At 70.1% G+C, this 25441-nt stretch carries 20 protein-coding genes; 12 read left to right on the top strand and 8 right to left on the bottom strand.

From position 1 onward, the window contains the following. Window positions 1–64: 64 nt before the first annotated feature. The 5 genes from ACFYR3_RS08700 to ACFYR3_RS08680 all read left to right on the top strand — a co-directional run bounded on the left by ACFYR3_RS08700 (window position 65) and on the right by ACFYR3_RS08680 (window position 8858). Window positions 65–2116: a thioredoxin domain-containing protein gene (locus ACFYR3_RS08700; RefSeq protein ID WP_355847501.1), complete on the top strand. Its 2052-nt coding sequence runs from the start codon at window positions 65–67 to the stop codon at window positions 2114–2116. Window positions 2117–2300: 184 nt separating this feature from the next. Further along, complete coding sequence (locus ACFYR3_RS08695) at window positions 2301–3563, top strand: glycosyltransferase (protein ID WP_355847504.1); 1263 nt, start codon at window positions 2301–2303, stop codon at window positions 3561–3563. Then, a complete protein-coding gene (locus tag ACFYR3_RS08690) occupies window positions 3560–5236 on the top strand; it encodes a glycosyltransferase family 39 protein (protein ID WP_355847507.1) in 1677 nt (558 codons plus the stop codon). The genes ACFYR3_RS08695 and ACFYR3_RS08690 overlap by 4 nt, the downstream gene beginning before the upstream one ends. Beyond that, window positions 5233–6435, top strand: a complete 1203-nt coding sequence (locus ACFYR3_RS08685; RefSeq protein WP_355847510.1) for a glycosyltransferase family 2 protein — start codon at window positions 5233–5235, stop codon at window positions 6433–6435. Before ACFYR3_RS08690 ends, ACFYR3_RS08685 begins: the two co-directional genes overlap by 4 nt. A gap of 143 nt (window positions 6436–6578) precedes the next feature. Continuing rightward, complete coding sequence (locus ACFYR3_RS08680; RefSeq protein ID WP_389282387.1) at window positions 6579–8858, top strand: galactose oxidase-like domain-containing protein; 2280 nt, start codon at window positions 6579–6581, stop codon at window positions 8856–8858. Between the two features lie 114 nt (window positions 8859–8972). On the opposite strand, the gene ACFYR3_RS08675 is transcribed toward ACFYR3_RS08680, so the two are convergent. The 4 genes from ACFYR3_RS08675 to ACFYR3_RS08660 all read right to left on the bottom strand — a co-directional run bounded on the left by ACFYR3_RS08675 (window position 8973) and on the right by ACFYR3_RS08660 (window position 12847). Beyond that, window positions 8973–9698, bottom strand: a complete 726-nt coding sequence (locus tag ACFYR3_RS08675) for a Mut7-C RNAse domain-containing protein (RefSeq protein WP_355847513.1) — start codon at window positions 9696–9698, stop codon at window positions 8973–8975. Between the two features lie 4 nt (window positions 9699–9702). Further along, window positions 9703–10365, bottom strand: a complete 663-nt coding sequence (locus ACFYR3_RS08670; RefSeq protein WP_355847516.1) for a TetR family transcriptional regulator — start codon at window positions 10363–10365, stop codon at window positions 9703–9705. Between the two features lie 5 nt (window positions 10366–10370). Continuing rightward, window positions 10371–11936, bottom strand: a complete 1566-nt coding sequence (locus tag ACFYR3_RS08665; RefSeq protein WP_356785606.1) for an MFS transporter — start codon at window positions 11934–11936, stop codon at window positions 10371–10373. Between the two features lie 197 nt (window positions 11937–12133). After that, entirely contained in the window at window positions 12134–12847 is a 714-nt protein-coding gene (locus ACFYR3_RS08660; protein WP_355847522.1) for a hemolysin III family protein, read from the bottom strand. Between the two features lie 324 nt (window positions 12848–13171). On the opposite strand from ACFYR3_RS08660, the gene ACFYR3_RS08655 reads away from it, so the two are divergent. The 7 genes from ACFYR3_RS08655 to ACFYR3_RS08625 all read left to right on the top strand — a co-directional run bounded on the left by ACFYR3_RS08655 (window position 13172) and on the right by ACFYR3_RS08625 (window position 20718). Continuing rightward, window positions 13172–14989, top strand: a complete 1818-nt coding sequence (locus ACFYR3_RS08655) for a phosphoenolpyruvate carboxykinase (GTP) (protein ID WP_355847524.1) — start codon at window positions 13172–13174, stop codon at window positions 14987–14989. A gap of 245 nt (window positions 14990–15234) precedes the next feature. Then, window positions 15235–16197 (top strand): serine/threonine-protein kinase, encoded by a 963-nt coding sequence (locus ACFYR3_RS08650; protein WP_389282152.1) that lies wholly within the window; start codon window positions 15235–15237, stop codon window positions 16195–16197. Beyond that, window positions 16184–16648 (top strand): hypothetical protein, encoded by a 465-nt coding sequence (locus ACFYR3_RS08645; protein WP_355847527.1) that lies wholly within the window; start codon window positions 16184–16186, stop codon window positions 16646–16648. Before ACFYR3_RS08650 ends, ACFYR3_RS08645 begins: the two co-directional genes overlap by 14 nt. A gap of 115 nt (window positions 16649–16763) precedes the next feature. Further along, complete coding sequence (locus ACFYR3_RS08640) at window positions 16764–17948, top strand: hypothetical protein (protein WP_355847530.1); 1185 nt, start codon at window positions 16764–16766, stop codon at window positions 17946–17948. Between the two features lie 17 nt (window positions 17949–17965). Continuing rightward, entirely contained in the window at window positions 17966–18727 is a 762-nt protein-coding gene (locus ACFYR3_RS08635; protein ID WP_355847533.1) for a hypothetical protein, read from the top strand. A 27-nt stretch (window positions 18728–18754) separates the two neighbouring features. Next, window positions 18755–19561, top strand: a complete 807-nt coding sequence (locus ACFYR3_RS08630; RefSeq protein ID WP_355847536.1) for a PP2C family serine/threonine-protein phosphatase — start codon at window positions 18755–18757, stop codon at window positions 19559–19561. Continuing rightward, a complete protein-coding gene (locus ACFYR3_RS08625) occupies window positions 19558–20718 on the top strand; it encodes a hypothetical protein (RefSeq protein ID WP_355847539.1) in 1161 nt (386 codons plus the stop codon). Before ACFYR3_RS08630 ends, ACFYR3_RS08625 begins: the two co-directional genes overlap by 4 nt. 209 nt (window positions 20719–20927) lie before the next feature. On the opposite strand, the gene ACFYR3_RS08620 is transcribed toward ACFYR3_RS08625, so the two are convergent. From ACFYR3_RS08620 to ACFYR3_RS08605, 4 genes are read right to left on the bottom strand one after another with little or no spacing between them, the layout of a single operon-like run. Beyond that, window positions 20928–21536 carry a hypothetical protein gene (locus ACFYR3_RS08620; RefSeq protein ID WP_355847542.1) on the bottom strand — a complete coding sequence of 203 codons (609 nt, stop codon included), beginning with the start codon at window positions 21534–21536 and terminating at the stop codon, window positions 20928–20930. Continuing rightward, window positions 21523–23067, bottom strand: a complete 1545-nt coding sequence (locus ACFYR3_RS08615) for a VWA domain-containing protein (protein WP_355847545.1) — start codon at window positions 23065–23067, stop codon at window positions 21523–21525. Before ACFYR3_RS08615 ends, ACFYR3_RS08620 begins: the two co-directional genes overlap by 14 nt. Further along, window positions 23064–24236, bottom strand: a complete 1173-nt coding sequence (locus ACFYR3_RS08610) for a toxic anion resistance protein (RefSeq protein ID WP_355847548.1) — start codon at window positions 24234–24236, stop codon at window positions 23064–23066. The genes ACFYR3_RS08615 and ACFYR3_RS08610 overlap by 4 nt, the downstream gene beginning before the upstream one ends. Window positions 24237–24248: 12 nt before the next feature. Then, window positions 24249–25322: a substrate-binding domain-containing protein gene (locus ACFYR3_RS08605; protein WP_355847550.1), complete on the bottom strand. Its 1074-nt coding sequence runs from the start codon at window positions 25320–25322 to the stop codon at window positions 24249–24251. Window positions 25323–25441 lie beyond the last annotated feature (119 nt).

Genomic DNA, 25441 nt, shown 5'->3' with positions numbered 1-25441 from the left:
CGAGACCGCTGCCGTTCCCTCGTGGCACGTGGGCATGGCTTTGCCGCGTGCGTAAGGATGGAGTATGGCCAACCGACTTGCGCACGCGACATCCCCGTACCTCCTCCAGCACGCGGACAATCCCGTCGACTGGTGGCAGTGGGAGCCCGCCGCCTTCGAGGAAGCGCGTAGGCGCGACGTGCCGGTCTTCCTGAGCGTGGGCTACAGCGCGTGTCACTGGTGTCATGTGCTCGCTCACGAGAGCTTCGAGGACGTGGTGACGGCGGCCTTCATGAACGAACATTTCGTCAATATCAAGGTGGACCGGGAAGAGCGGCCGGACGTCGACGCCGTCTATATGGAGGCGGTGCAGGCGGCAACCGGGCAGGGCGGGTGGCCCATGTCTGTCTTCATGACCCCCGAAGGCGAGCCCTTCTACTTCGGTACGTACTTCCCGCCCGAGCCCCGCCACGGTGCGCCGTCTTTCCGCCAGGTGCTCGAAGGTGTTCACGGCGCGTGGGCGACCCGACGTGACGAGGTCGGGGAAATCGCCGAGAAGATCACCCGTGATCTGGCCGAGCGGGAGCTGGATCACGGAGCGGGCGGGCTTCCTGGTGAGAGTGAACTCGCTCAGGCGCTGCTGGGAATCAGCCGGGACTACGACCCGTCCAGCGGGTGGCTCGGCAGTGGGGACACCAAGTTCCCGCCGAGCATGGTGATCGAGTTCCTGTTGCGGCACCACGCCCGGACGCAGTCCGAGGCAGCTCTGGAAATGGCCGAGGGAATCTGCGACGCCATGGCGCGCTCGAGCCTCTTCGACCAGTTGGGCGGGGGCTTTCACCGCTATGTGCTGCGTCAGCGCCCAAGTGGACCTCTGATCCCGCACTTCGAAAAGATGCTCTACGACAATGCGCTGCTCTGCCGGGTCTACGCACATCTCTGGCGTTCCACCGGGTCCGAGCTCGCCCGGCGGGTCGCTCTGGAGACCGCGGACTTCCTGGTGCGTGAACTCCGTACGAACGAGGGCGGGTTCGCCTCCGCGCTCGACGCCGACAGTGATGACGGCACCGGCAGGCACGTCGAGGGCGCGTACTACGTGTGGACGCCCGAGCAACTGCGTGAGCTGCTCGGGGACGCCGACGCCGAACTCGCCGCCCAGTACTTCGGGGTCACCGAGGAGGGCACCTTCGAGGAGGGCGCGTCCGTACTGCAACTCCCGCAACAGGAAGGCGTCTTCGACGCCGAGAAGCTCGCCTCCGTGCGGGGGCGGCTGCTCGCGGCGCGGGCCGGGCGGCCCGCCCCCGGGCGCGACGACAAGGTGGTCGCCGCCTGGAACGGGCTCGCGGTGGCCGCTCTGGCGGAGACCGGCGCCTACTTCGACCGCCCCGATCTGGTGGAGGCCGCGATCGGCGCCGCCGACCTCCTCGTACGGCTGCACATGGACGACCGGGCGCGGCTGGCCCGTACCAGCAAGGACGGCCGGGTCGGCGCCCACGCCGGGGTGCTGGAGGACTACGCGGACGTCGCCGAGGGTTTCCTCGCGCTGACGTCCGTGACCGGGGAAGGGGTCTGGCTGGAGTTCGCCGGGTTCCTGCTCGACCATGTCCTGGCGCAGTTCACGGACGACGGTTCGGGTGCCCTGTACGACACGGCGGCCGATGCCGAGCGGTTGATCCGCCGCCCGCAGGACCCCACCGACAACGCCACGCCCTCGGGGTGGAGCGCGGCGGCCGGAGCGCTGCTGTCGTATGCCGCGCAGACCGGCGCGGAGCCCCATCGCACCGCCGCCGAGCGGGCGTTGGGCGTGGTGAAGGCGCTCGGGCCGCGGGCGCCCCGTTTCATCGGGTGGGGGCTCGCGGTGGCCGAGGCGCTGCTCGACGGTCCCCGGGAGGTCGCGGTGGTGGGAGAGGGAAGCGATCCGGCCACAACGGCCTTGCGGCGCACGGCACTTCTGGGCACCGCGCCGGGTGCCGTGGTGGCGGTGGGGACGCCGGAGAGTGACGAGCTACCGCTGCTTTCCGGCCGCTCTCTGGTGGACGGCAAGCCGGCCGCGTATGTCTGCCGTAACTTCGCGTGCGACGTCCCGACGACCGATCCCGACCGACTTCGCACGGCTCTGAACGGCCGAAACGCGTGACTACCAACCGGTTCAAACGCCCCTAGAGCGCCGATTGTTCAGCAAGTCGACCGAGTGTGATGAAACACGCTCTTCACCGGAAGAACCTGTGCGCTTCACAGACCGCCCATAGTCTCGGCCCGGTGACGCGACGGCAGTGACACGCTGTCGCGACTGGGGGTATTTGGGGATCTGGGGGGATCTGTTGCTCACGTCTGTCTTTATCGCTGCCGTTTCTCTGGCGCTCTTCTGGATGGCGGCCTTCACCCTGTGGTGGCAGATGCACGCGTGGCGTACGCCCGAAGTGCTGGCCTCCACCCGGTTCAGCAGTCCGGACGGGGGTGAGAGCCTGTCCTTCTCGCTGCTGCTGCCCGCGCGGCACGAGCAGGCCGTGCTCGACCACACCATCCAGCGGCTGCTGGTATCCAGCCACGCCGACTTCGAGATCATCGTCATCGTGGGGCACGACGACCCGGAGACCACCGAGGTGGCCCGGAGTGCCGAGGCGCGCGATCCGCGGGTCCGTGTCGTCGTCGACCACCACGAGAAGAAGAACAAGCCGAAGGCCATGAACACGGCCCTGCCGCACTGCCGCGGCGATGTGGTCGGGGTCTTCGACGCCGAGGACCAGGTCCATCCGGAGTTGCTCGCCCATGTCGACCACGCGTTCCGCACGACGGACGCGGACGTCGTCCAGGGCGGGGTGCAGCTCATCAACTTCAACTCCAGCTGGTACAGCCTGCGCAACTGCCTGGAGTACTTCTTCTGGTTCCGCTCGCGCCTTCATCTGCATGCGCAGAAAGGGTTCATCCCGCTCGGCGGCAACACCGTCTTCGTACGGACGAAGGTCTTGCGGGAGGCTGACGGCTGGGATCCCAACTGCCTCGCGGAGGACTGCGATCTGGGCGTACGGCTGTCCAGTGTCGGCAAGAAGGTCGTCGTCGCGTACGACTCCGACATGGTGACCAAGGAGGAGACGCCGGGCTCCCTGATGTCGCTGCTCAAGCAGCGCACCCGGTGGAACCAGGGCTTCCTGCAGGTCTACCGCAAGCGCGACTGGAAGCAACTGCCGGGCTTCGGGCAACGGTTGCTCGCCCGCTACACGCTGATGACGCCGTATCTCCAGGCGATCTCCGGAGTGATCATCCCGCTCAACGTGGCGGTCGCGCTCTTCCTCGACGTGCCCGTCGGGATCGCCTTCATCACGTTCCTGCCGGCCGTGACCGCCCTGGTCACCTTCGTCTTCGAGATCGTCGGACTGCACGACTTCGGCAAGCAGTACGGGCTTCGCGTTCGGCCCGTGCACTACCTGAAGCTCGTCGTCGGCGGTCCCTTCTATCAGGTGCTGCTCGCGGGTGCCGCCGTGCGCGCCGTCTGGCGCGAACAACGGGGGCGCAACGACTGGGAGTTGACCAGTCATGTCGGCGCGCATCTCACCGACGTGATCCGAGAGGACGTTCCTGCGTGACCTCCACACTTCCCGCGGCGACCACACCCACGGTCCCCGCGCAGCGGCCTCGTGCGCCCAAAATCGTCCCGGCATCCCTGCGCGTACCGCGTTTTCGCGGCTCCCGCTCCGATCTGATCCTGTGTGCGGTGCTGCTCGCGGCGATCCTCGTCGTGCAGGGCTGGAACATCGCCGCCTACCCGACCCTCAGCGACGACGAGGGCACCTACCTGGCCCAGGCCTGGGCCGTCCAGCAGGGCAAGGGCCTGGCCCACTACACCTACTGGTACGACCACCCGCCGCTCGGCTGGATCCAGATAGCCGCGCTGACCTGGATTCCCGCGCACCTCAGCCCGTCGCTGATGACGGTCGGCTCGATGCGTTTCGCGATGCTCGTGGTCAGCGCGGTGAGCGCGGTCCTGCTGTACGTCCTCGCGCGCCGACTGTCACTGCCGCAGTGGGCGGCCGGCCTCGCGATGGTCCTGTTCGGGCTCTCCCCGCTCTCGGTCGTGCTCCAGCGGGAGATCTTCCTCGACAACATCGCGGTGATGTGGACGCTGCTCGCGTTCTGCCTGGCCGCGTCGCCGAGCCGTCATCTCTGGCACCACTTCGGCGCGGGCCTCGCGGCCGCCACCGCCGTGCTGACCAAGGAGACGATGCTCGTCGTCCTGCCCGCGCTGTTCATCACCATGTGGCGGCACAGCCATCGGGACACCCGCAAGTTCGCGCTCACCGGCGCCGTCACGGCCTGCGTGCTGATCGGCACCGCGTACCCGCTCTTCGCCCTGCTCAAGGGTGAGTTGTTCCCGGGCGGCGGACATGTCTCGCTCTGGGAGGGCATCACCTACCAGATGAGCCGCCCCGGCTCCGGGTTCATCCTGGAGAGAGGCACCGGCTCGTACGGGGTGCTTCACTCCTGGCTGTACTACGACCGGGTCCTGCCGCTCGGCGGGCTCGCGGGCGCCCTGCTGCTCCTGGCCACCCTCCGCTGGTCGGTGACCGCGCGCGCCCTGGCCGGACCCGCGCTCACCGTGGCGATCCTCGCCCTGGTGGCCATGCGCCCGAACGGCTACCTGCCCGCGATGTACGTCATCCAGGCGCTCCCCTTCCTCGCCCTCGTCCTCGCCGGAGGCACCGCGAGCGTCGCGCACGCGGTGCTGCGCAGACGGCGGACCGCCGAGGAGCGGACGTATGTGACGTGGGGACGGCGCGGGCTGGCCGCGGTGCTGGTGGTGGCCGCCGGCGCCTACGTCGTGCCCCATTGGTACGACGGTGACCGCACGGCCGTGACCGCCGACGCCAACGCCCCCTACCGGGCGGCCTCTTCGTGGCTGAGGACCGAGGTGAAGGACCCGCGGGACACCCGCGTCCTGGTCGACGACGCGCTCTGGCTCGACCTCGTGCACGACGGCTACCGGCCGGGCCTCGGCGCCATCTGGTTCTACAAGGCCGACCTCGACCCCGCGGTCACCAAGACGATGCCGCGCGGCTGGAAGGACCTCGACTACGTGGTCGCGTCCCCGACCGTACGGCGCGACGCGGTCGACCTGCCCAACGTGAAGGCCGCGATCGAGCACTCCACGGCCGTCGCCACCTTCGGCACGGGCGAGGACCGGATCGAGATCCGGCGGATCGACGACACCGCCGACACCAACGACCACACCAACACGGCCCGTTCCGGAGGCAGTCGATGAGCAGCTTCGAGAGCACTGTCCCGGACGAACTGGGCGATCCGGCGGTACGCGGCGCCGAGGTCCCGGAGCCCGGTGCCGTCACCATTGTCGTACCGACCTTCAACGAGTCGGCGAACATACGGGAGTTGCTGCACCAGATAACCGAGTCCGTGCCGGCGCGGCTGCCCTGCGAGGTCGTCTTCGTGGACGACTCCACGGACGACACCCCCGAGGTGATCTCCGAGGCCGCGCGGGACTGCCCGTTCCCGGTGACCGTGCTGCACCGCGAGGTGCCCGAGGGCGGGCTCGGCGGCGCGGTCGTCGAGGGGCTGAAGGCGGCGAGCTCCCAGTGGATCGTCGTCATGGACGGGGACTGCCAGCATCCGCCGTCCCTGATACCGGAGTTGGTCGCCTCGGGCGAGCGTGCGAACGCGGGCCTCGTGGTCGCCAGCAGGTACATCAAGGGCGGCAGCCGGGAAGGACTCGCGGGCGGCTACCGGATCGCGGTGTCACGCGGCGCGACCTGGCTGACCAAGACGCTCTTCCCGCGCAAGCTGCGGGGCATCAGCGACCCGATGAGCGGGTTCTTCGCGATCCGCCGCAGCGCGGTCACCGCCGAGGTCCTGCGGCCCCTCGGCTACAAGATCCTGCTCGAACTCGCCGTACGCAGCCGGCCCCGCCAGGTCACCGAGGTGCCCTTCGTCTTCCAGGACCGCTTCGCGGGCGAGTCCAAGTCGAGCGCGCAGGAGGGCTTCAGGTTCCTGCGTCACCTCGTCGGGCTGCGCACCGCCTCGCCGGTCGCCCGCATGGTGGTCTTCGGGCTGATCGGCGCCACCGGCTTCGTGCCGAACCTGCTCGGTCTGTACGCGCTCACCGCCGCCGGACTGCACTACGTACCGGCGGAGATCCTCGCCAACCAGCTCGGTGTGGCCTGGAACTTCCTGCTCATCGAGCAGCTGCTGTTCCGCGAGCGCCGCAAGCACCGGGGCCGCTGGGACCGGACGGGCCGGTTCGCGTTGCTCGCCAACGCCGACCTGGTGCTGCGCATCCCGCTGATCGCGTTCTTCGTCCACCAGTTCGGCATGGGTGCCCTGTCCGCCACGGCGCTGGCCCTGGTGACGACCTTCGTTGTGCGCTTCGCCGGGACCGAAGCGCTGGTCTATCTGCCGCGCCGCAGCGAGAGCGGTCGTGGGAGCCGTACGGCAAGGAGAACCGTGTGAAATTCCGGGTGAGACCACGACGGAGAACCGTCCTGCTGGCCGTGACGGGCCTCGCCGCCGGGCTGCTGCTCGTGTCACCGCAGCCCGCGTCGGCCGTCAACCTCGTCACCAACCCGGGCTTCGAGACCGCCGGTACGGACGGCATGCCGTCCTGCTGGGAGAAGTCCGGCTGGGGCGACAACGACTTCAGCTTCGCGACCGTGACCGACGCCCACTCCGGCTCCAAGGCCATGAAGGTCACGCTGACCCGCCGGGTCGACGGCGACCGAAAGGCGCTGATCACGGAGTCCACCGCGTGCGCGCCGGTGGTCACCGCAGGCAAACAGTACGACCTGGGTCTGTACTACAAGACGACGACGCCGGACGCGGCGATCACGCTCTTCCGGCACGACACCACGGCGGGCTGGCAGTACTGGACCGACCTCAAGACCCTGGACATGGCGGCGGCCTGGACGCAGGCGACGGTGCGCACCCCGGCCGTCCCGGCGGGCACCGACCGCATCACCTGGGGCGTCTCCGTGTACGGCACGGGTTCGGCGACCACCGACGACTACACGATGGAACAGGTCTCCGACCCCATTCCGCCGGCCACCTGCACGGGAACGGCCGAGGAGTGCGCGAACGGGAAGTGGACGGTCCTGCCCACGCAGAACCCGGTCCGCTCCATGCACTCCGTCGTGCTCAACAACGGCAAGGTGCTCTTGATCGCGGGCTCCGGGAACAGCGAGGAGAACTTCGACGCGGGCACGTTCACGTCGGCGGTGTACGACCCGGCGACCGGCTCGTACAAGGTGATCCCCACGCCCAAGGACATGTTCTGCTCCGGGCACGTCCAGCTCGCCGACGGGCGGGTGCTGGTGATGAGCGGCAACAAGGCGTTCCCGGTCGCGGGCGGGCACGGGTACGAGGGGTACAAGGACTCGTACATCTTCGACCCCGTCACCGAGACGTACAGCAGGACGAACGACCTGAACGACGGCCACTGGTATCCGTCCGCCACCGAGCTGGGCAACGGCGACATCATCTCGTTCGGCGGGCTGCGCGAGGACTCGTCGGGTTCGGTGACCGCCGAGCGCTGGTCGAACGCCCAGCAGCAGTGGCTGCCGCTGTGGCAGGTCAACCAGACCTGGTCGTTCTGGGGGCTGTACCCGTCGATGATCCTCATGCAGGACGGGCGGCTCTTCTACTCGGGCAGTCATGTCTTCGGCAACGGCACCCCGGGGACGGGATCGGCGATCTACGACTACGACGCCAACACCACGACCGCGGTCTCGGGCCTGGAGAACAAGGACCAACGCGACCAGTCCGCGAGCGTGCTGCTGCCTCCCGCGCAGGACCAGAAGGTCCTGACCATCGGCGGCGGCAACATCGACTCGAACCCGGACGCCAATCGGCTCACCGACATCATCGACCTCAAGGCCGCCAACCCGGCGTACACGGTGGGCCCGCAGATCCCACAGGGCACGGTGGACCTCGGCAACGGCAAGGTGGCCGAGACCGGCGCCCAGGGCAAGATGTACGTCTCCGCCGTCCTGCTGCCCGACGGCAAGGTCCTGGAGACGGGCGGCGGACTGCACAACCGCGCCAATCCCGTCTACGAGGCGTCGATCTTCGACCCCGCGACCTCGGCCTTCGACCCGGTGGCCGCCGACCCGGAGGCCCGCGGCTACCACTCCTCCGCGTTCCTGCTGCCCGACGGCCGGGTGATGGCCACCGGCGACAACCCGGGCAACGGCACCTGGAACCACGACGTGTCCATCTACACCCCGCCGTACCTCCTCAAGGGCACCCGCCCGACGATCACTTCGGTGATCGACAACGAGTGGGTGTACGGGGACACGCAGCGCATCACGGTCGACCGGCCCATCGTCAAGGCGGAGTTGATCCGGCCCGCCGCGGTGACGCACTCCTCCGACCCCAACCAGCGCTTCGTGGACCTGCCGTTGAGCGTGGACGGCAACAACGTCGACCTCAATGTCACGAGCAACCCCAACATGGCGCCGCCCGGCTGGTACATGCTCTTCGCGGTCGACGCCAACGGCGTTCCCTCGGTGGCCAAATGGGTGCATCTCCAGGGCCCGTCCGCGCTCGCCACGGACACCGCCTCGGCCCACGTCCACTCCTTCGCCGACTCCCCGGCCGGCACCGTCACGGGGGCGGGCAAGAAGCGGACCTCGCAGAAGGTGTCCACGACCATCTCCGGCTGCGACCGCCACTACGGCACGATCAACGTCTGCGTGCCGACGGTCTTCCCGGAAGGGGTGAGGAAGACGACGGTCTCCCGCTGCGCCTGGCTGAAGAAGAACGACTACGGGCGGCTCAGGATCAACGGCACGGACGATCCCCTCGGACTCGACCCCAGCGGGGACGGACTGGCCTGCGGGGCAAAGGATCTGATCAAACGTCAGGGGACCGGGGCCTGAAGCGGATCCGGTCCGTCGAAGGATTCGGTCCGTCGAAGGATCCGGTTCAGGCCCTGGACGCCATCCGGGGCCGACTCGCGGCTCCCGGATTCTCAGCTGCCGAACGCCGCATTCTCAGCTGCCGAACTCCGCCAGGGCGCGCTCCACGACGGTCTCCAGCCGGTCGTGGTGCGCGCCCTTCCAGTAGGCGCGCCCGCACTCCGCGCACTGGGCGAAGACGTCGTACGACCGCTCGGTGCCGCTCTCCAGCTGGTCCGCGACCTGCTCCTTGGTGGCCTCGCGGAGCAGGCCGTTGCACGCGGTGCAGCGCGTCCAGGGCTTCAGCTCGGGCGCGAACCGGCCGAGGACGTCACGGAGTTGGTCATCGGGTTGGGTGCTGTAGACGAAGCCGCCCGCCCACAGTTCGCGGCGCCGCAGCAGGCCGCGGTCGCGGCTGAGCAGCACGCGCCGCTCGGCCGCCGAACGGGCGGCGAGAGCCGGGTCGCCGATGTCGGTGGACTCGTACGCCGTGTCGACACCGAGCAGGCGCATCCGGCGGGCGAGGGTGCCGAGGTGCACGTCGAGGAGGAAGCGCAGCGGGGCGCCCGTGACCTGCTGCGGGCGTTCGACCGCGCGGACCCGCACGGACTCGTCCGCCGCCGGGATGTGCGAGAAGGGCACCTCACGCCCGTCCACGACCAGGGCGCCGACCTCCGTCAGCGGGACGCCGAGCGACTCGACGACATGACCGAGGGTGGAGGAGCCGTCGGTGCCGACGGGGGTGACACCGGCGCGGCGGGCGTGCGGGACGAACAGCCCGAGTTCGGGGGCGAATTCGATGTGGATCTCCGGTCCGTTCACGCGGTCAGGATGTCATGCGGGGCGTGCCCCCGGCCTCCGGGTTTCGCGGCGGCAGACCGTGCTCCAAGACGTTCACGGTGCGTTCGACGAGCTCGGCGAGGTCGTCCCCCTGGCCGGTCTCGGCCCAGTACAGGGAGGTCTCCATGAGACCGCCGATCAGGGACATCGCGAAGACCCGGACCTCCAGGCTGTCCGGGTCCCGGCCGGAGCGCTCGCCGATGGCCCGGCTCAGCAGCCGCCCGGTGACGGACATGCTCTCCATCATCCGGGAACGCACCGCGGGGACCTCGACCAGCAGCCGTGTCCGGAGCCGGGTGATCTCGGGGTCCTCGGAACTGCTGACACCGATGGCCTTCCTGATCACATGGCGCAGGGACTCGAACCACGGCTCGTCCGCGGGACGCTCGCGCAGTTCCCGTTCCAGCAGCGGGTCGTACTCGTCCGTGAGGACGATGTCCTCCTTGGTCGGGAAGTAGCGGAACACCGTGGACGGGGAGACCTCGGCCGCCTCCGCGATCTGCTCGATCGTCGTCGCGTCGTATCCCTGCTCCGCGATCAGCCGGTACGTCGCCTCGCGGATCGCGATGCGGGTCTTGATCTTCTTCCGCTCGCGGAGCCCCGGCTGGGGCTCCGCGGCGGGAGGGGAACTCTGTGTGGTGGCGGCCATGCTTCCTATTGTCCGGCATCCGCCGGGGCCGGGGCCATGGCGGTGTCCTCCTTCGGCGCCGGGGCGGGCTGTCGGGGGCTGGGCAGCAGGGCCGCCGCCAGCAGTGCGGTGACCAGCGCCGCGACCCCGCTGACGAGCAGGACCAGGTCCATGCCGTGGATGTACGCGGCGTTCGCGGAGGCGGCGAGCGCAGGGTCGCCGAGCCGGTCGGCGACCACGTGGGCGCCGACCACCGAGTCGCCGGCGACCTCAGCGGCGGCACGCGGCAGCGCGGAGGTGTCGAGCCGGTCGGCGTACGTGCTCGCCAGCAGGGAGCCGAGCAGGGCGATGCCGATCGCGCTGCCCACCTGGCGCACCGTCATCAGCAGCCCGGAGCCGCTGCCGGCCCGGTCGCGGGGGAGGGCGCCGAGGGCGGTGGACATCGCGGGCACCACGGCGAAGCCGAAGCCGAGCCCGGTGACGGACAGCCACAGGGCGGTGGCGCCGTACCCGTCGTGGACGCTCGTACGGCTGCCCAGGAACGCGGCGAAGGCGAGGGCGACGAGACCCGCGCTGATCACCGCGCGCGCCCCGAAGCGGGTGACCAGCGGCTGCGCGCCCCGGGAGGCGATCAGCAGTCCGCCCATCATCGGCAGCATCCGCACCCCGGTCGCGAGCGCGTCGTGGCCGAGCACCGCCTGGAGGTACTGCGGCAGTACGAACATCAGGCCGGACAGGACGAACATGACGAGCGTCGCGGCGAGCGTGTTGAGCAGGAAGCCGCGCTGGGCGAGCAGGGACAGATCCAGCATCGGGCGGGGGCTGCGGCGTTCGCGGACGACGAGCAGCGCGATCAGGACGACGGAGAGGGCGAAGCAGCCGAGGACGAGCGGGTCGCCCCAGCCGCGGGTCGGGGCCTCGATGATGGCGTAGATCAGGACGCTTAGGCCGGCCGCGGTGAGCGCGGTGGAGACGGCGTCGACCCTGGGCGAGGCGGGGTCGCTGGTCTCGGGGAGCAGGAAGACGCAGGCGGTGATGCCGATGGCGGCCATCGGCACGTTGACCAGGAAGACCGAGCCCCACCAGAAGTGGTTCAGCAGCCAGCCGCCGATGATCGGGCCGAGCGGCAGGCCGAGGGCCGAGGCGGCGGCGACGGCCCCGACCGCCTTGGTGCGCTCGTCGGGTCCGAACAGCGAGGGCAGCACGGCGAGCGCGAGCGGCATCACCAGCGCGCCGCCGACACCCATCAGGGCGCGGGCGACGATCACCCAGGTGACGTCGTCGACGAGCGAGCCGGCCAGGGAGCCGGCCAGGAAGACGCCGAGGCCGGTGACGAGCATCCGGCGCCGTCCGAAGCGGTCGCCGAGCAGGCCCGCCGGGAGCATCAGCGAGGCGAACACGACGACGTACGCGTCCGCCATCCACTGCTGCTGCCCGGTGGACGCGCCGAGGTCCCGGGCCATCGTCGGCAGCGCCACATTGAGGATCGTCATGTCGAAGCCGAGCACGAGCATGCTCGCGACCAGGGCCCCGAGGGCCCACCAGCGGCGGGGATCGCGCCGAACGGCGCTGTCTTGCGTGGGAGTCGGCATAAAATGAGAGTAGCTCTCAAAAGGTGGTTACTGTCAATCCAGTGAGGCTTTCAGTTAGAGGGAGGGTGGGTGCGGGCGGTGTCGTCGCGGGGGAGCAGAGGGCGTGTCGTCGGGCCGGAAACGGGCGACGGCCGCAAAACGCGCAGTGGCCGCGGCTGGGGAGCCGCGGCCACTGAGGAAGAGGGGAGTCGGGTGGGTCAGCCGTGCTGGTAGGCCACCAGGGAGATGCCGACGTAGTGCACGATGAACGCGGCGAGGGTCAGCGAGTGGAAGACCTCGTGGAATCCGAACCAGCGCGGTGACGGGTTCGGGCGCTTGATCCCGTAGATCACCCCGCCCGCGCTGTAGAGCAGACCGCCGACGATCACCAGGACGAGGACGGCGATGCCGCCCGTGCGCATGAAGTCGGGCAGGAAGAAGACGGCCGCCCAGCCCATCGCGATGTAGCAGGGCGTGTAGAGCCAGCGCGGAGCGCCGACCCAGAACACCCGGAAGACGATGCCGGCCGCGGCGGCGGCCCAGATGCTCCACAGGAGCCACTGCCCCTTGGCCTCCGGCAGCAGCAGCATCGTCAGCGGGGTGTAGGTGCCCGCGATGATCAGGAAGATGTTCGCGTGGTCGAGTCTGCGCAGGATGCCGTCCATCCGCGGACTCCAGTCGCCGCGGTGGTAGAGGGCGCTCACTCCGAACAGGAGGCAGGCCGTCAGGGCGAAGACGCCGCAGGCGATGCGCCCGCGGGTCGAGTCCGCCAGGGCAGTGAGGACCAGTCCGGAGACGAGGGCGGCCGGGAACATCCCGAGGTGCAGCCAGCCGCGGAGCTTGGGCTTGATCTCTTCCGACAAGGAGTGCGCGACAGAGACGTGGCCGGCGGCCGGCGTGTCCGTGGGCGCGTCGGGGACGGGCGCAGTCATGGGCCGAATCGTACCTACGGAACCGTAAGTTACGTGTCAGTCCCGCGTAAGCGAACCGCAATAGTGGCCATGATCTCACGCGAGTGGCCGGACGGCCCGGGGGTACTCGCGATGAACCCGGAGCAAGCGGGGGGAAACCTTCCGGCGAGTGGCGATGCTCACTCCGCTCAGGTGTGAGGCCCTCTGGACATATGCGCGACTCAGTCGGATCATCAAATGAGTGCGGTCGGCACCGGATGAGCGCCAGGGGTTCAATCACCGTGAAGCATCCGGGTCGCAGCCCCCACGGGGCACCAAAACAAAACCCCTCATTTAGGAGCAATCGTGGCGCGCGACATCGCGGCTCCCGTCCCGACCAACCACAAAGAACTGATCTCGTGGGTCAACGAGATCGCCGAACTGACCGAGCCGGACAGTGTGGTCTGGTGTGACGGATCCGAGGCCGAGTACGAGCGACTGAGCGAGGAGCTCGTCCGCAAGGGCACCTTCAAGAAGCTCGACCCGATCAAGCGCCCCAACTCCTACTACGCCGCTTCCGACCCGACCGATGTCGCGCGGGTCGAGGACCGGACGTTCATCTGCTCCGAGAAGGAGGAGGACGCGGGCCCGACCAACCACTGGAAGGCCCCCGCCGAGATGCGGGACATCTTCTCGGGTGAGCAGGGCGTCTTCCGCGGCTCGATGAGGGGCCGGACGATGTACGTCGTCCCGTTCTGCATGGGCCCGCTCGGCTCGGACCTCTCCGCGATCGGCGTCGAGATCACCGACTCCGCCTACGTCGCCGTCTCCATGCGCACCATGACCCGCATGGGACAGCCCGTCCTGGACGAACTCGGCACCGACGGGTTCTTCGTGCGTGCAGTGCACACGCTCGGAGCGCCGCTGGCCGAGGGCGAGGCGGACGTGCCGTGGCCGTGCAACTCCACGAAGTACATCTCGCACTTCCCCGAGACCCGCGAGATCTGGTCGTACGGCTCCGGCTACGGCGGCAACGCGCTCCTCGGCAAGAAGTGCTACGCCCTGCGCATAGCGTCCGTGATGGCGCGTGACGAGGGCTGGCTCGCCGAGCACATGCTCATCCTGAAGCTGACCCCGCCGCACGGTGAGTCGAAGTACGTCGCCGCCGCCTTCCCGAGCGCCTGCGGCAAGACCAACCTCGCCATGCTGGAGCCGACGATCTCGGGCTGGACGGTCGAGACCATCGGTGACGACATCGCCTGGATGCGCTTCGGCGAGGACGGCCAGCTGTACGCGATCAACCCCGAGGCCGGCTTCTTCGGGGTCGCGCCCGGCACCGGTGAGCACACCAACGCCAACGCGATGAAGACGCTGTGGGGCAACTCCGTCTTCACCAACGTCGCGCTCACGGACGACAACGACATCTGGTGGGAGGGCATGACGGAGGAGACTCCGGCACACCTGACCGACTGGAAGGGCAACGACTGGACGCCGGAGTCCGCCACGCCCGCCGCGCACCCCAACGCCCGCTTCACGACGCCCGCCTCGCAGTGCCCGATCATCGCGCCCGAGTGGGAGGACCCCAAGGGCGTGCCGATCTCGGCGATCCTCTTCGGCGGCCGCCGCGCCACGGCCGTACCGCTGGTGACGGAGTCCTTCGACTGGAACCACGGTGTCTTCCTCGGCGCGAACGTCGCCTCCGAGAAGACCGCCGCCGCCGAGGGCAAGGTCGGCGAGCTGCGCCGCGACCCCTTCGCCATGCTGCCGTTCTGCGGCTACAACATGGGCGACTACATGGGTCACTGGGTCGACGTCGCCAAGGACAAGGACCAGGCGAAGCTCCCGAAGATCTACTACGTGAACTGGTTCCGCAAGAACGACGCGGGCAAGTTCGTGTGGCCCGGATTCGGCGAGAACAGCCGCGTCCTGAAGTGGATCGTCGAGCGCCTCGACGGCAAGGCCGAGGGCGTCGAGACCCCGATCGGCGTCCTGCCGACCCGGGAGTCCCTCGACACCGACGGTCTCGAACTGGCCGACACCGACCTCGACTTCCTGCTCACGGTCGACAAGGAGGTCTGGCGCGAGGAGGCCGCCCTGGTCCCCGAGCACCTCAACACCTTCGGCGAGCACACGCCGACGGAGCTGTGGGACGAGTACCGCGCCCTGGTGCAGCGCCTGGGCTGACGCCCCCTGTTACTCCGCGGCCGACCGAGTTGCCCTGACCTGCGACCGTTGTGGCGGTCGGCCGCGGTGACAGCACCCCGCCGGGGCTCCGCGCACATCTGTGCGGGGCCCCGGCTTTTTCGTACTCTCCGCCCCCGCCCGTGCCGGAACGGCTGAAAAAGCGCGGATTTCGAGGGACACTCCTGACATCCTGCAGTGGACCCCGAAATGAGGTGGGCGGGGTGCGTACGCCTGTCAGTGACCCCATGAAGATCGGTCCGTACCGCATTGTGGGCCGGCTCGGCTCCGGTGGCATGGGATGGGTGTATCTCGGCCGCTCGCCCGCCGGGCGCGAGGTCGCGGTGAAGGTGGTGCGGCCCGAACTGGCCGCGCAGGGCGAGTTCCGGGAGCGCTTCGCGCGCGAGGTCGCGGCGGCACGCGTGGTCAGCGGCGCCTACACCGCGGCCGTCGTCGACGCCGACACCGAGGCCGAACTGCCCTGGCTGGCCACCCTGTACGTGCCCGGCCCCTCGCTCGCCGAGGCGGTCCACACCGACGGTCCCCTGCCCGAGCCGCAGGTACGACGGCTCGGCGCGGGTCTGGTCGAGGCGCTCCAGGCCATCCACGCCGCACGTGTGGTGCACCGGGACCTCAAGCCGGCGAACGTGCTCCTCGCCTCCGACGGCCCGCGCGTCATCGACTTCGGGATCTCCCGCGTGGACGGCGCCCCGGGCCTCACCCAGGTCGGCGTCGTCGTCGGTACCCCGCCCTTCATGTCGCCCGAGCAGATCAAGGGGGCCACGGTGGGCCCGCCGAGCGATGTCTTCTCCCTCGGTGGGGTCCTGGTGTACGCGCTCACCGGACGGCCGCCGCACGGCAGCGGAGAGTCCGTGCGCTACCGGGTCGTCCTCGCCGAACCCGAACTCGACGGCCTGGCGGGGCCGATGCGGGAACTGGTCGCGCGCTGTCTGGCGAAGCGGCCCGAGGACCGGCCCCGACTGGACGAACTCCTGGCCGGGTTGCTGGAGGAGGAGCCCCGCCGGGCCGCCTGGCCGCCGCCCACGGTGGCCCACAGCATCAAGGCGCGCACCCAGGATCTGGTGAAGCGCCGCAAGGAGAGCACGAGCGTGTCCGTACCCTCCTGTCTGCTGTCGCACGCCCAGGCGCTGCTCGACGCCGGGCTGACCGACGCCATGGTCGCCGAGGCGGTGGGCCGTGGCGACGCCTGAGTCCTTTCCCGGCCGCGGTCACGAGATCCTCGAAATCGGCACGCACTGGCGGCAGTTGGTGCAGAACTGGGTGACCGGACGGAATTTCCACACGGCGACCGACACGGTTTCCGTCTCCATGCGATTCGACCTGGAGGAAACAGGCCGGATGGTCACCGTGCGATTCATGACGACCAAGAGACTGCTGGTCGCTTTCGCGACCGACGGGCATTTCCTGCGCCAGGACCAACTGGCCGTCGCCGCGGCCGCGTCGAACGCGTGGAACACCGAACAACTGCGTCCCATGCTGTCCGTCTGGGACGTGCGGGGGCCGCGTCCCTGTCTCGCGGGAGTGTGCGACCTCCCCCTGACCTGTCGCATCACGCAAACAGATTTCGATGCTTTGGCCAGCGATTGGGTGGAACGGGCGAGACAAATGTTCACCCGATGCCATCAGGTGTTCGAGTTGTAGAAGTGGTGCCCGTCGCGTTCCTCAAACCCTTTCGGACGCCCGCCGTTTTCCGCCACTATGGGCGAGTGCCTTTCAGGGCCACGGGGGTGTTTTCTTAGGGCCACGGGGGGTCTCCATGCGGCGTCGGCTTTCCTTCCTCATGCTTTCCGGACTCCTGGTCGCGCTCGCTCCGGCGGTCCCCGCGGCGGCCGACGAGTCGTGCGGCGAGACCTTCGGGAAACACCTCGCATGCTGGTCCCGGTGGATCAGCGAGGGAACGGTTCACATCACCCTCGACCGGGCGCTGCCGTTCGACGGCGACGCCGAGAGCCACAAGGTCTCCGAGCAGACCCTGTTGGGCCGGCGCGCGAGACTCGTGGTCGAGGTCCCGCGGCACGGGCACACCGGACAGGGCGGAACGGCACTTCTCCTGCTGGCGAACCGGACGGCCAGGCTCGTCGCGAACGACGCCACCATCGACCCGCTGAAGCCCGAGGTCGTGGACGAGTTGGCCGCCCTCGGGGCCTGCGACCCCAAGAACGAGAAGGACCCCTGCGCCCGGCTCGGCAAGGGCCACTCGTTGAGCGGCGGCGAGTTCGTCGACCTGGGCCTGGCCATCGACCTCTCCCAGCACACGTATGGCGTCGACGGCACCCTGGGCGGGCCGTCCGCCACCTCGACCCCCACCGAGACCGACTCCGGCAAAGTGAGCCAGGGCCAGGGCCAGGGCCAGGGCCACGGACAGAGCCAGGGTCAGGGCCAGGCGACCGGGAACGTCGGCGACCCCGGCAACCCCGGCCCGGGCGCCGGCGCCGGCACCGACTCCGGTGCCGGTTCCGGCTGGGACACCGCCACCCAGGTGCTCGCCGTCCTCTGCGTCGTGCTCGTCCTCCTCCTCGGACTGCTCCTGTTCCTGATCCGCCGTTCCGCCCGTGCCGTCGCCGTCGGCACCCTGTCCCGGCGATCGCTCGCCGCCCCGGGTGTCGGCGCCGTACCGGCCGCCACGGCGCCCCGCCCGCGCACCCGCGCGCCCGACGAGGCCACCACCCGCCTCAGGGTCACGCCGACCCGCAGCCACGGACGGCGGGTCGGCAACGTACCGGGCCCCGCCCGGCCCGCCGTCGTCCGCACCGAACTGCACCCGCAGGGCTATGTCGAGATCGACCACGTGCTGTACCGGGCGGTGTGGGCCGAGCCGGGCCGCCCGCCGCCCGCACCCGGCGGACTCGTCGATGTCACCGAGGCGAGGGAGCGGGACTCCGACGTCCTCTACGCCTTCCCGCCGACGGCCGGACGGCACGCCAAAGCCGGCCGACCCTGAGACCAGGAGAGATCCCCATGCACAGCGAATACCCGCCCACCCTGCCGGCGGAGTACGCCGACATCGAGTTCGAGAACAACGCGCAGCGGCTGCCGCTCGTGCTCTGTCTCGACATCTCCAGCTCCATGGCGGGTCAGCCCATCCAGACGCTCAACAACGCGCTCGCGGAGTGGACCCGGGAACTGCACGACGACGTCAGCCTCAGCTACAGCGTCGAGGTCGCCGTCGTCACCTTCGGCGGCAACGGTGTCGCGGCCTGGCGCGGGCCCCAACTCCTCGCCCCCCGCGCCCCGGTGAGCCCCTTCGTGCCGGCGCACATGTTCCAGCCGCCGCGGCTCGCCGCCGCCGGGGTCACCCTGATGACGGAAGCCCTCGAACTGTCGATGCACATCGTCGCCGCCCGCAAGGCCGAGCTGCGCGCCTCCGGGCTCCAGTACTACCGGCCGCAGATCTGTCTGGTCACGGACGGACTGCCGACCGACGCCACGGGCCATCTCACCGACTCCTGGCACCGGTTGATCCCGGTGCTCGCCGACGAGCAGCGCGCCCGCCGCTTCCGGTTGTACGCGATCGGTGTCGGAGGCATCACGGACCGGGGCGAGCAGGTGCTCCAGTCGTTCGCGCCGAAGTTCAACGCCCGGTTGCAGGGATTCCCGTTCCGCGAGCTGCTCCAGATGATGTCCGCCAGTGCCAACGCCGAGCAGAAGGGCGCGGGCGACGAGGTCTTCGAGAAGATCTTCAGCCAGTTCAAGACGCAGCGCCCGGCCTGGGAATCGTGACCGACGACCGGATGGGATTCCTGACTGATGACCGGAGTCGACGAGCGGGAGACGCCGTGGCGGATCCACGGCATGAGCGTCGAGGGATACCGGCACCGCCGGCAGGGGCTGCCCTGCCAGGACGCCTGCGCCTACACGGTGTCGGCCTCCGTGGCGGTCCTCGCCGTGGCGGACGGCGCGGGCAGCAGACCGCGCTCCGAGGAGGGTTCGCGGCTCGCGGTGGAGCTGGCCACCGAGCACTTCGCGCGCCGGGCCGCCAACGCGGCGGACCGCCGTCCCGGCCAGGCGGTGCACGAACTCCTGGAGGACGCCTTCCACGACGTCTGCAAGGTGTTCCTGGACCGGACGGGCGCCGACGCGGCGGACTTCGCGACCACGCTCACCGTGGTCGTGCTCGCGCGGGGCTGGCTCGGTCATCTGTCCGTGGGTGACGGTTTCGTCGTCCTGCGGGCCGGCACGGAGGACGGCGAGCGGCAGTTCCATCTGCTGCCGCAGCCCGCGGCGGCCAGCGAGTACAGCAACGAGACGGTCTTCCTGACCTCGCCGGACGCGGCCCGCTGGGTGCACACCGACTGTGTGTCCGACGACGGGATCGATGGGGTGCTGCTGTCCACCGACGGACTGGCGCAGGCCGCGCTCAACCCCTCCGGAGGCGGCGCGCTGTCCCCGAACACCTCGTTCGCCGAGGCCGTGTTCCGCTCCCTCGACGTTCCCGGTCCGGTGACCGCGAGCGCCCACGAGGGCCTCGGGACCCTGCTCCGCTCGGACCGGCTCACCGCCCTCAACGCCGACGACAAGACCCTGCTGCGGGCCGTGCTCAAGGCGCGGCCATGAGCGGCCTCACCGTGTTCCTGGACGGCAAGCCGGTCACCCTCGCCGAATTGCCCCTGAAGGGCGGCGGTCAGGCGGCCGTCTTCCCGGTCGTCGGTGACGACGGCATCGTCGTCAAGCTGTACCGCGAACCGCCGGGCCCCGAACAGGAACGGAGGCTGATGCGGATGCTGACCATGTCCCCGCTCGTGACCCGTCCCACCGACGCCTCCCAGCCGCCCGAGCTGGCCTGGCCGACCGCCCTCGCCCGCGGTGCGCAGGGCGAGTTCCTCGGCTACGCCATGCGCCGTTTCGGCGAACCCCAGCATGTGCAGCTGATCGGCCTGTTCACCCGCGCCCAGCGCCTCAAGCTCTTCGCCGACCGGGCCGACTGGCGCTTCCTGCTCGGCGTCGCCTGGAACCTCGCCTTCATGACCGCCCGTATGCACTACGACAACCTCGTCATCGGCGACTTCTCCAGCAGCAATGTCGTCGTCGACGCCAACGGCTTCGTCACCTTCCTCGACTGCGACTCCATCGCCTTCAACGACCCGGTGACCGGGGAACTCTTTCCCTGCCTGATGCACACCACCGACTACTCGTCCCCCGAGCGGCAGGCCGGCGGCCCCGCCACCCGCGCCACCGACGAATTCGCCCTCGCGGTCCTCGTCTACCAGTTGCTGACCGCGGGCAACCACCCCTTCGGCGGCGTCCCGCACGACAGCGCCTCCGAGTCGACCGTCAAGGACAACATCGCCGCGAGCTGCTCCTACGTCGTGCGCCCCGAGCGGGTCGTCATCCCGCGCGGCACGATCGACCCCTCCGTGCTCCCGCCCGAACTCCTCGCGCTGGCCCGCTCCGCCTTCGGCCCCGGTGTGCACGATCCCGCCACCCGGCCCCCGGCGGAGGCCTGGCTGCGCGCCCTGGACAAGGAGCGAGCGCTGGTACGGGTCTGTCCGAGCCGCCCGCTGCACGCGTTCGGCTCGCATCTGACCTCGTGCCCCTGGTGTACTCGGGCGGCGCTCACCGGGCACGACGTGTTCAACGGGCCGGCGGCGGTCCCGGTGCCGGGCGCGATTCCGCAGCCGCCGACCCCGGGCGAGCCGTGGCCCACCGCGCTGAAGGTGGCGCTGCTGATCCTGGCGGTCGTGATCCTGGTGGTGATCGCGGCGAACGCGTGAGCCGCATCACCGCGGGAACAGGAGCGGCCCTCGTCCGCCCCGCCCGCCGTCGCCGCGCCGCGCTGTGCCTGCTGTCGCCGCGTGCCGCCGTGCTCGCCGTTGCCGCGTGCTGCCGTGATCTCGGCCGCCGTGCCCGCCGTCGCCGCGTGCCGCCCCGTCCGCCGTCGCCGTGGTCGTCCGCGGGTGGACCCGGAGCGCGTGCGGCCCGGTCACTGCGAGCGGCCGCGGTCCTCCAGGTAGCGCGTGTGCGACTCCTGGCGCCGCGCCTCCGTCTCGCGCAGTGTCGCCGCGAGCCGGTCCGACTCCTCGTGCAACAGGGTGAGTTGACGCTCCAGGTGGCGCTCCGGCGGTTCGGTGCCGGGGGCCAGCCGGGTCCACCACCGGGTGCGGACGAACGTGTCGACCGCCTCGGGGATGTCCTGCCGTACGGCGCGCGACAGGGCGTGCACGCCTTCCGGGTCCTGGGCGAGGACCTCGGCGACCCAGCCGGGGTCGAGCAGGGCGGTGAGGACCTCCATCAGCTCGGTGAGCCGGCCGGCGGCCGCCGGGGGCAGCTCGACGCCGTCCAGATACTCCCGCAGCTTGTCGAAGTCGGTTCGCAGCTCGGCGAGTTGGGCGGAAGGGGACGGGAAGTCGGGAAGGGCGGGGCGCTCCGGCGGGGCGATCAGCGCGCCCGCGCCGTACAGGCCCGCGACGACGGCCGGCCAGTACGGGCCCGCCACCCCGGCGAAGGTCAGCGCGAGTCCGGCGATCCCGCACGCGCTGCCGGTGAGGTTCTTGCGGGACTCCAGGAAGCCGACGAGCCTATTGGTAGCCACGGATCTCCTCGAAGGCGCCGTCGAGCGAGCCCTTCCGGGCGTCGAAGAGACGGCCGCCGGTCAGGTCGGCGATGTGCTGGAGTTCGCCGCGGTCGGAGTCGCCGAACAGGATGGGGAAGACCGGGATCTCCCGCTGTCCGCCGGGCAGCCGGCGGTAGAAGGCGTCGAAGTCGGAGGGGCTCGCGCCCTTGGTGTTCTCGCCGTCCGTCATCAGCACGATCGAGGTGAATGTGTCGTCGCCGGCGCCCAGATGTTCGTACGCCTTCTCCAGTGAGGTGTAGATCGCGGTGTCACCGTCGGCGCTCAGCGCACGGGTGTCCTCGCGGATGGCGTCGAGCCCGGCCTTCGGGTTCTCGGGCCGCACCACGTGCGTGTGGACGCTCTTGACCTGTGAGCCGAACGGCATCAGCGTCACCTCCTCGCGGTCGCGGAAGTCGCCGGTCAGATCGCCGAGCGACTTCTTCAGCCGGTCGAGGCGGTCGCCGTCCATCGAGCCCGAGGTGTCGAGGACGTATACGGTCCTGGACGGCCGGCGCAGCTTGTTCTCGTAGGAGTCGAGGAGTCGGTCGGCGACGGACCGGCTTCCGGGGAAGGGGAGTTCACGCCGTCGTCCGGTGTCGAGTCCGGCCGCCGGGGCGACGGAGGCGACGACCGGGCGGCGGTGCGTCTGCTCGGTGATCCGCTTCTGGGTGGCCGGTGCGCGCAGTGCCTCGGCGAGGCGCCGCACGGTCTCGCGGGTGTCCTTGGAGGACGCGGCGAGCGAGGAGAGCGGATAGTCGGCGGTCACCACACCGTCGCGCGGGCGGATGACGGTCAGGCCCTTCACGCCCTTGAGGACGGACTCGTAGTTGAGCAGGGCGTCCACGGTGCCGCGGCGTTGGTAGGCGGTGGCCAGCCAGCCCGACGAACCCGACGTCAGCTTCTGCCCCTTGAAGAACTCCCGCAGTCGGGGCGTGGCCTTGTCCACGTCGGCGTCCGTGAGCGCCGACTGGGCTCCGGACAGTCCGGAGGCCACCGAGATCAGCGTGGAGAAACCGGAGTTGGAGCGCGCCGGATCGGTCATGCCGTACGTCAGCTTTCCGTCCGCCACGGCCTGCTCCACCTGCGACCAGGTGACGTCGTCCGGCTTCCAGCCGAGGCTGCTCACCTTCTCCGGCTTGACGCCGATGGCCACCGGGCTCGACATGACCGGCGTCTGTGAGACGACCTTCTTCGCGGCGTCCGGGCGCAGATGCAGATAGGCGTTGGAGGAGAGCCACAGGGCGTCGTACCTGCCGTCCGCCGTGCCCCGCGCGATCAGGTCCACGGCGGCGAGGGTGCCCATGTAGGTGGGCTCGACCGTGATGCCGGTGTCGCGCCTGATCCGGTCGAGGACCGGCTTCATGTCGCTGAGTTCGCTGGAGGCGAGGACGCGGAGGGTGCCGGGCCGCGGGGCCGTGCCGTCCCCGGACTTCCGCTCTCCCTGAGCAGTGCAGGCCGTGACGGCGAGCAGGGCCACGGCGGCGCAGGCCGCCCGTCGGAGCGGTCTCATCCGTGCCCGCCCTCCAGTGCGCCCTGCGTGCGGCTGCGTTCCAAGTAGGCGCCTGCGTGCTGGAGTTCCGAGGTCAGGGACTCCACCGTCGCGGCCATCGTCTCGGTCGCCCGGACCTTGTAGGTGTCGATCGCGTCGAGGGTGCGGTAGATCTCCTGGAAGGCGGTGCGCAGGGTCTCGGCGCCGACGGCCGGGTCGGCGGCGATGCGCTGGATCTCGCCGCTCTGGGTGGCGAGCATCTCGGCGTTGCCGCGGATGAGGTCCTCGGTCGTGCCGCGCAGGGCGTTGACCTGCTCGACGACCTTGCGCTGGTTGTCGAGCGCGGAGGCGAGCATCACGGAGATGCGCAGCGCGGAGACCGTGGTGGTGGCCGCGCGGTCGACGCCCTTGATGAGTTCCTGGTTGTTGCGCCGGACCACGTCCATCGCCAGATAGCCCTGGGCGCACACCGCGAGCTGGGTGAGCAGGTCCTGGTGCTTCTGCCGGACCGGGAAGAGCACGTCGGAGCGGAGCGTGTCGGCCTGCGCCGGGTCGCCGGAGTCGACGCCCGCGATGTGGTCCTCGACCGCGGTGTCCAGGGCCTGGGTCAGCACGACGTACTCCTGGAGCTTGCCCATCGTCTCCCAGAGCCGGACCCGTTCGGTCTGCAAGGCCGCGTTGTCCCGGCGCAGTTCGTCCTGGCCGCCGCGCAGCGAGCCGACGATCTTGTTCAACGTGCCTTGTGCGGAGGCGTACTTGGCGACGTGGTCGCGCAGCTTGTTGCCGCCCGGCAGCCTGGACAGGAACTTGCGGCCCTTGCTCGCGGACAGATCGCGCGGGTCCAGGTCCTCGACCACGCGCCGGAGTTCGACGAGCGAGCCGGCGACGTGCGACTGGGCGTCCTCGCCCTTGGAGGGCAGACTGCGGATCGTCCGTTCCAACATGCGGTTGGACTGGGCGGCGGCACCGCGCATCTCGCTCGCGCCCAGCCCCGCGATCTCCCCGACCTTGCCCGCGAATTCGGGCGAGCGGGCGTCCAGGACGGCGAGCCCGTCGATGTACTCCGCGGCCCGGCGCGCCATCTCGTCCTGTACCCCCGGGTCGACGGGGACGAGCCCGCCGGCCTTCTCTCGGGGCACGGGGGCGACCGCCTCGGGTGGCGTGAGGGTGAATGTCTCTTCGCTGGTCATCTGCGCTTCCCCCTAGTTCCCGGCCCGGCGCGCCATCTCGTGCAGCACCTTGTAGGTGGGCACGGGCACCTGCCGGACGCCGGTCAGCTTCTGATTGAGGTACGTGGCACGGTCGGCGGTCGCCGCCGTGAACTCGGCGGTCGCGCCCTGCGGCCGGAACCCGTGCCGGACGGCGAGCCTGCGCAACGCCGGGTCGGTGCTGAGGAGTTCACCCAGTGCGCGGCCCTCGGGCGTGAGCGGTACGACCGTGTGGTCGCTGTTGGCGGTGGTGTCCGGGTAGAGGACCGTGAGGTCGCCGGTGTCCTGGCCCTCGGCGAGCAGCGCGGCGACCTGGGACTCGTAGACGAGGACCAGCGGATTGCCGGCGCCGCTGATGAAGTCCCCGAACTCCGCGTCGGTGCTGGCCTGCTGGGCGCCCTGGACGCTGATGAGCTGGTGCATCAGGGGCGCGGTGCGGCCGACGGCGGCGTTGTCGGCGGCGACGCGCCCGCCGTCGGCGACATAGGACGCGGCGGCGAGGTAGAGGGCGCCGGAGTTGGAGGTCTCCGGGTCGGTGCTGGCGATGTACAGCGTGCCGGTCAGTTCACCGTGCGCCTTGGCGCCCTTGAGCTGCTGCCACGTTCGTTCGTGCCGGGCCGCGTCGAGGTAGGCGGCCATCTTCAGCGTGCCGGTGTTCCTGTCGAGGGTGGCGAGTCCGTTGGCGGCCAGGACCTGTGCCGCGCTGCGGTGGGCCACCACGACGAGGGGCGAATAGAAGGGCCGGGGCAGCGGCTTGCGGACGTGGTACTTGTCCGCGAGTTCGTCGGCCGGCGCCTGGCTGGAGGGGAAGGCGAAGTCGTATCCCTTGAGGTCGAGGCCGTCCATGGCCCAGGACCCGGAGGTCTCCGTCTTGACGGTGTAGCCCTTGGCGGCGAGGGCCTTCACCACGTCGGGATCGGCGAAGAACTCCGCCTTCTCCGAACCGATCATTCCTTGCACGGTCTTCGTTGCCGTGCCCTTGTCCTGACCATTGCGGCCTGCGACGACGGCTGCTGCCACTCCGCCGATCAACAGGACCGCCAGGACGATTCCCGCGATGCGTCTCACGCCTGGAGCGTGCACCTCGGAATCCAACGTTCCCCGTCTCGGGGGGTGAACACGGGGTGACCACCGGGTCCCGGTACGCAACCGGAGGGGGCAGTGCCGCTACCTGGGCCGGCGGAGCC

Origin of the sequence: Streptomyces sp. NPDC005784, from assembly GCF_042871525.1 — a bacterium.
Lineage (GTDB): Bacteria > Actinomycetota > Actinomycetes > Streptomycetales > Streptomycetaceae > Streptomyces.
This window is presented reverse-complemented; position numbering and strand designations above follow the sequence as displayed.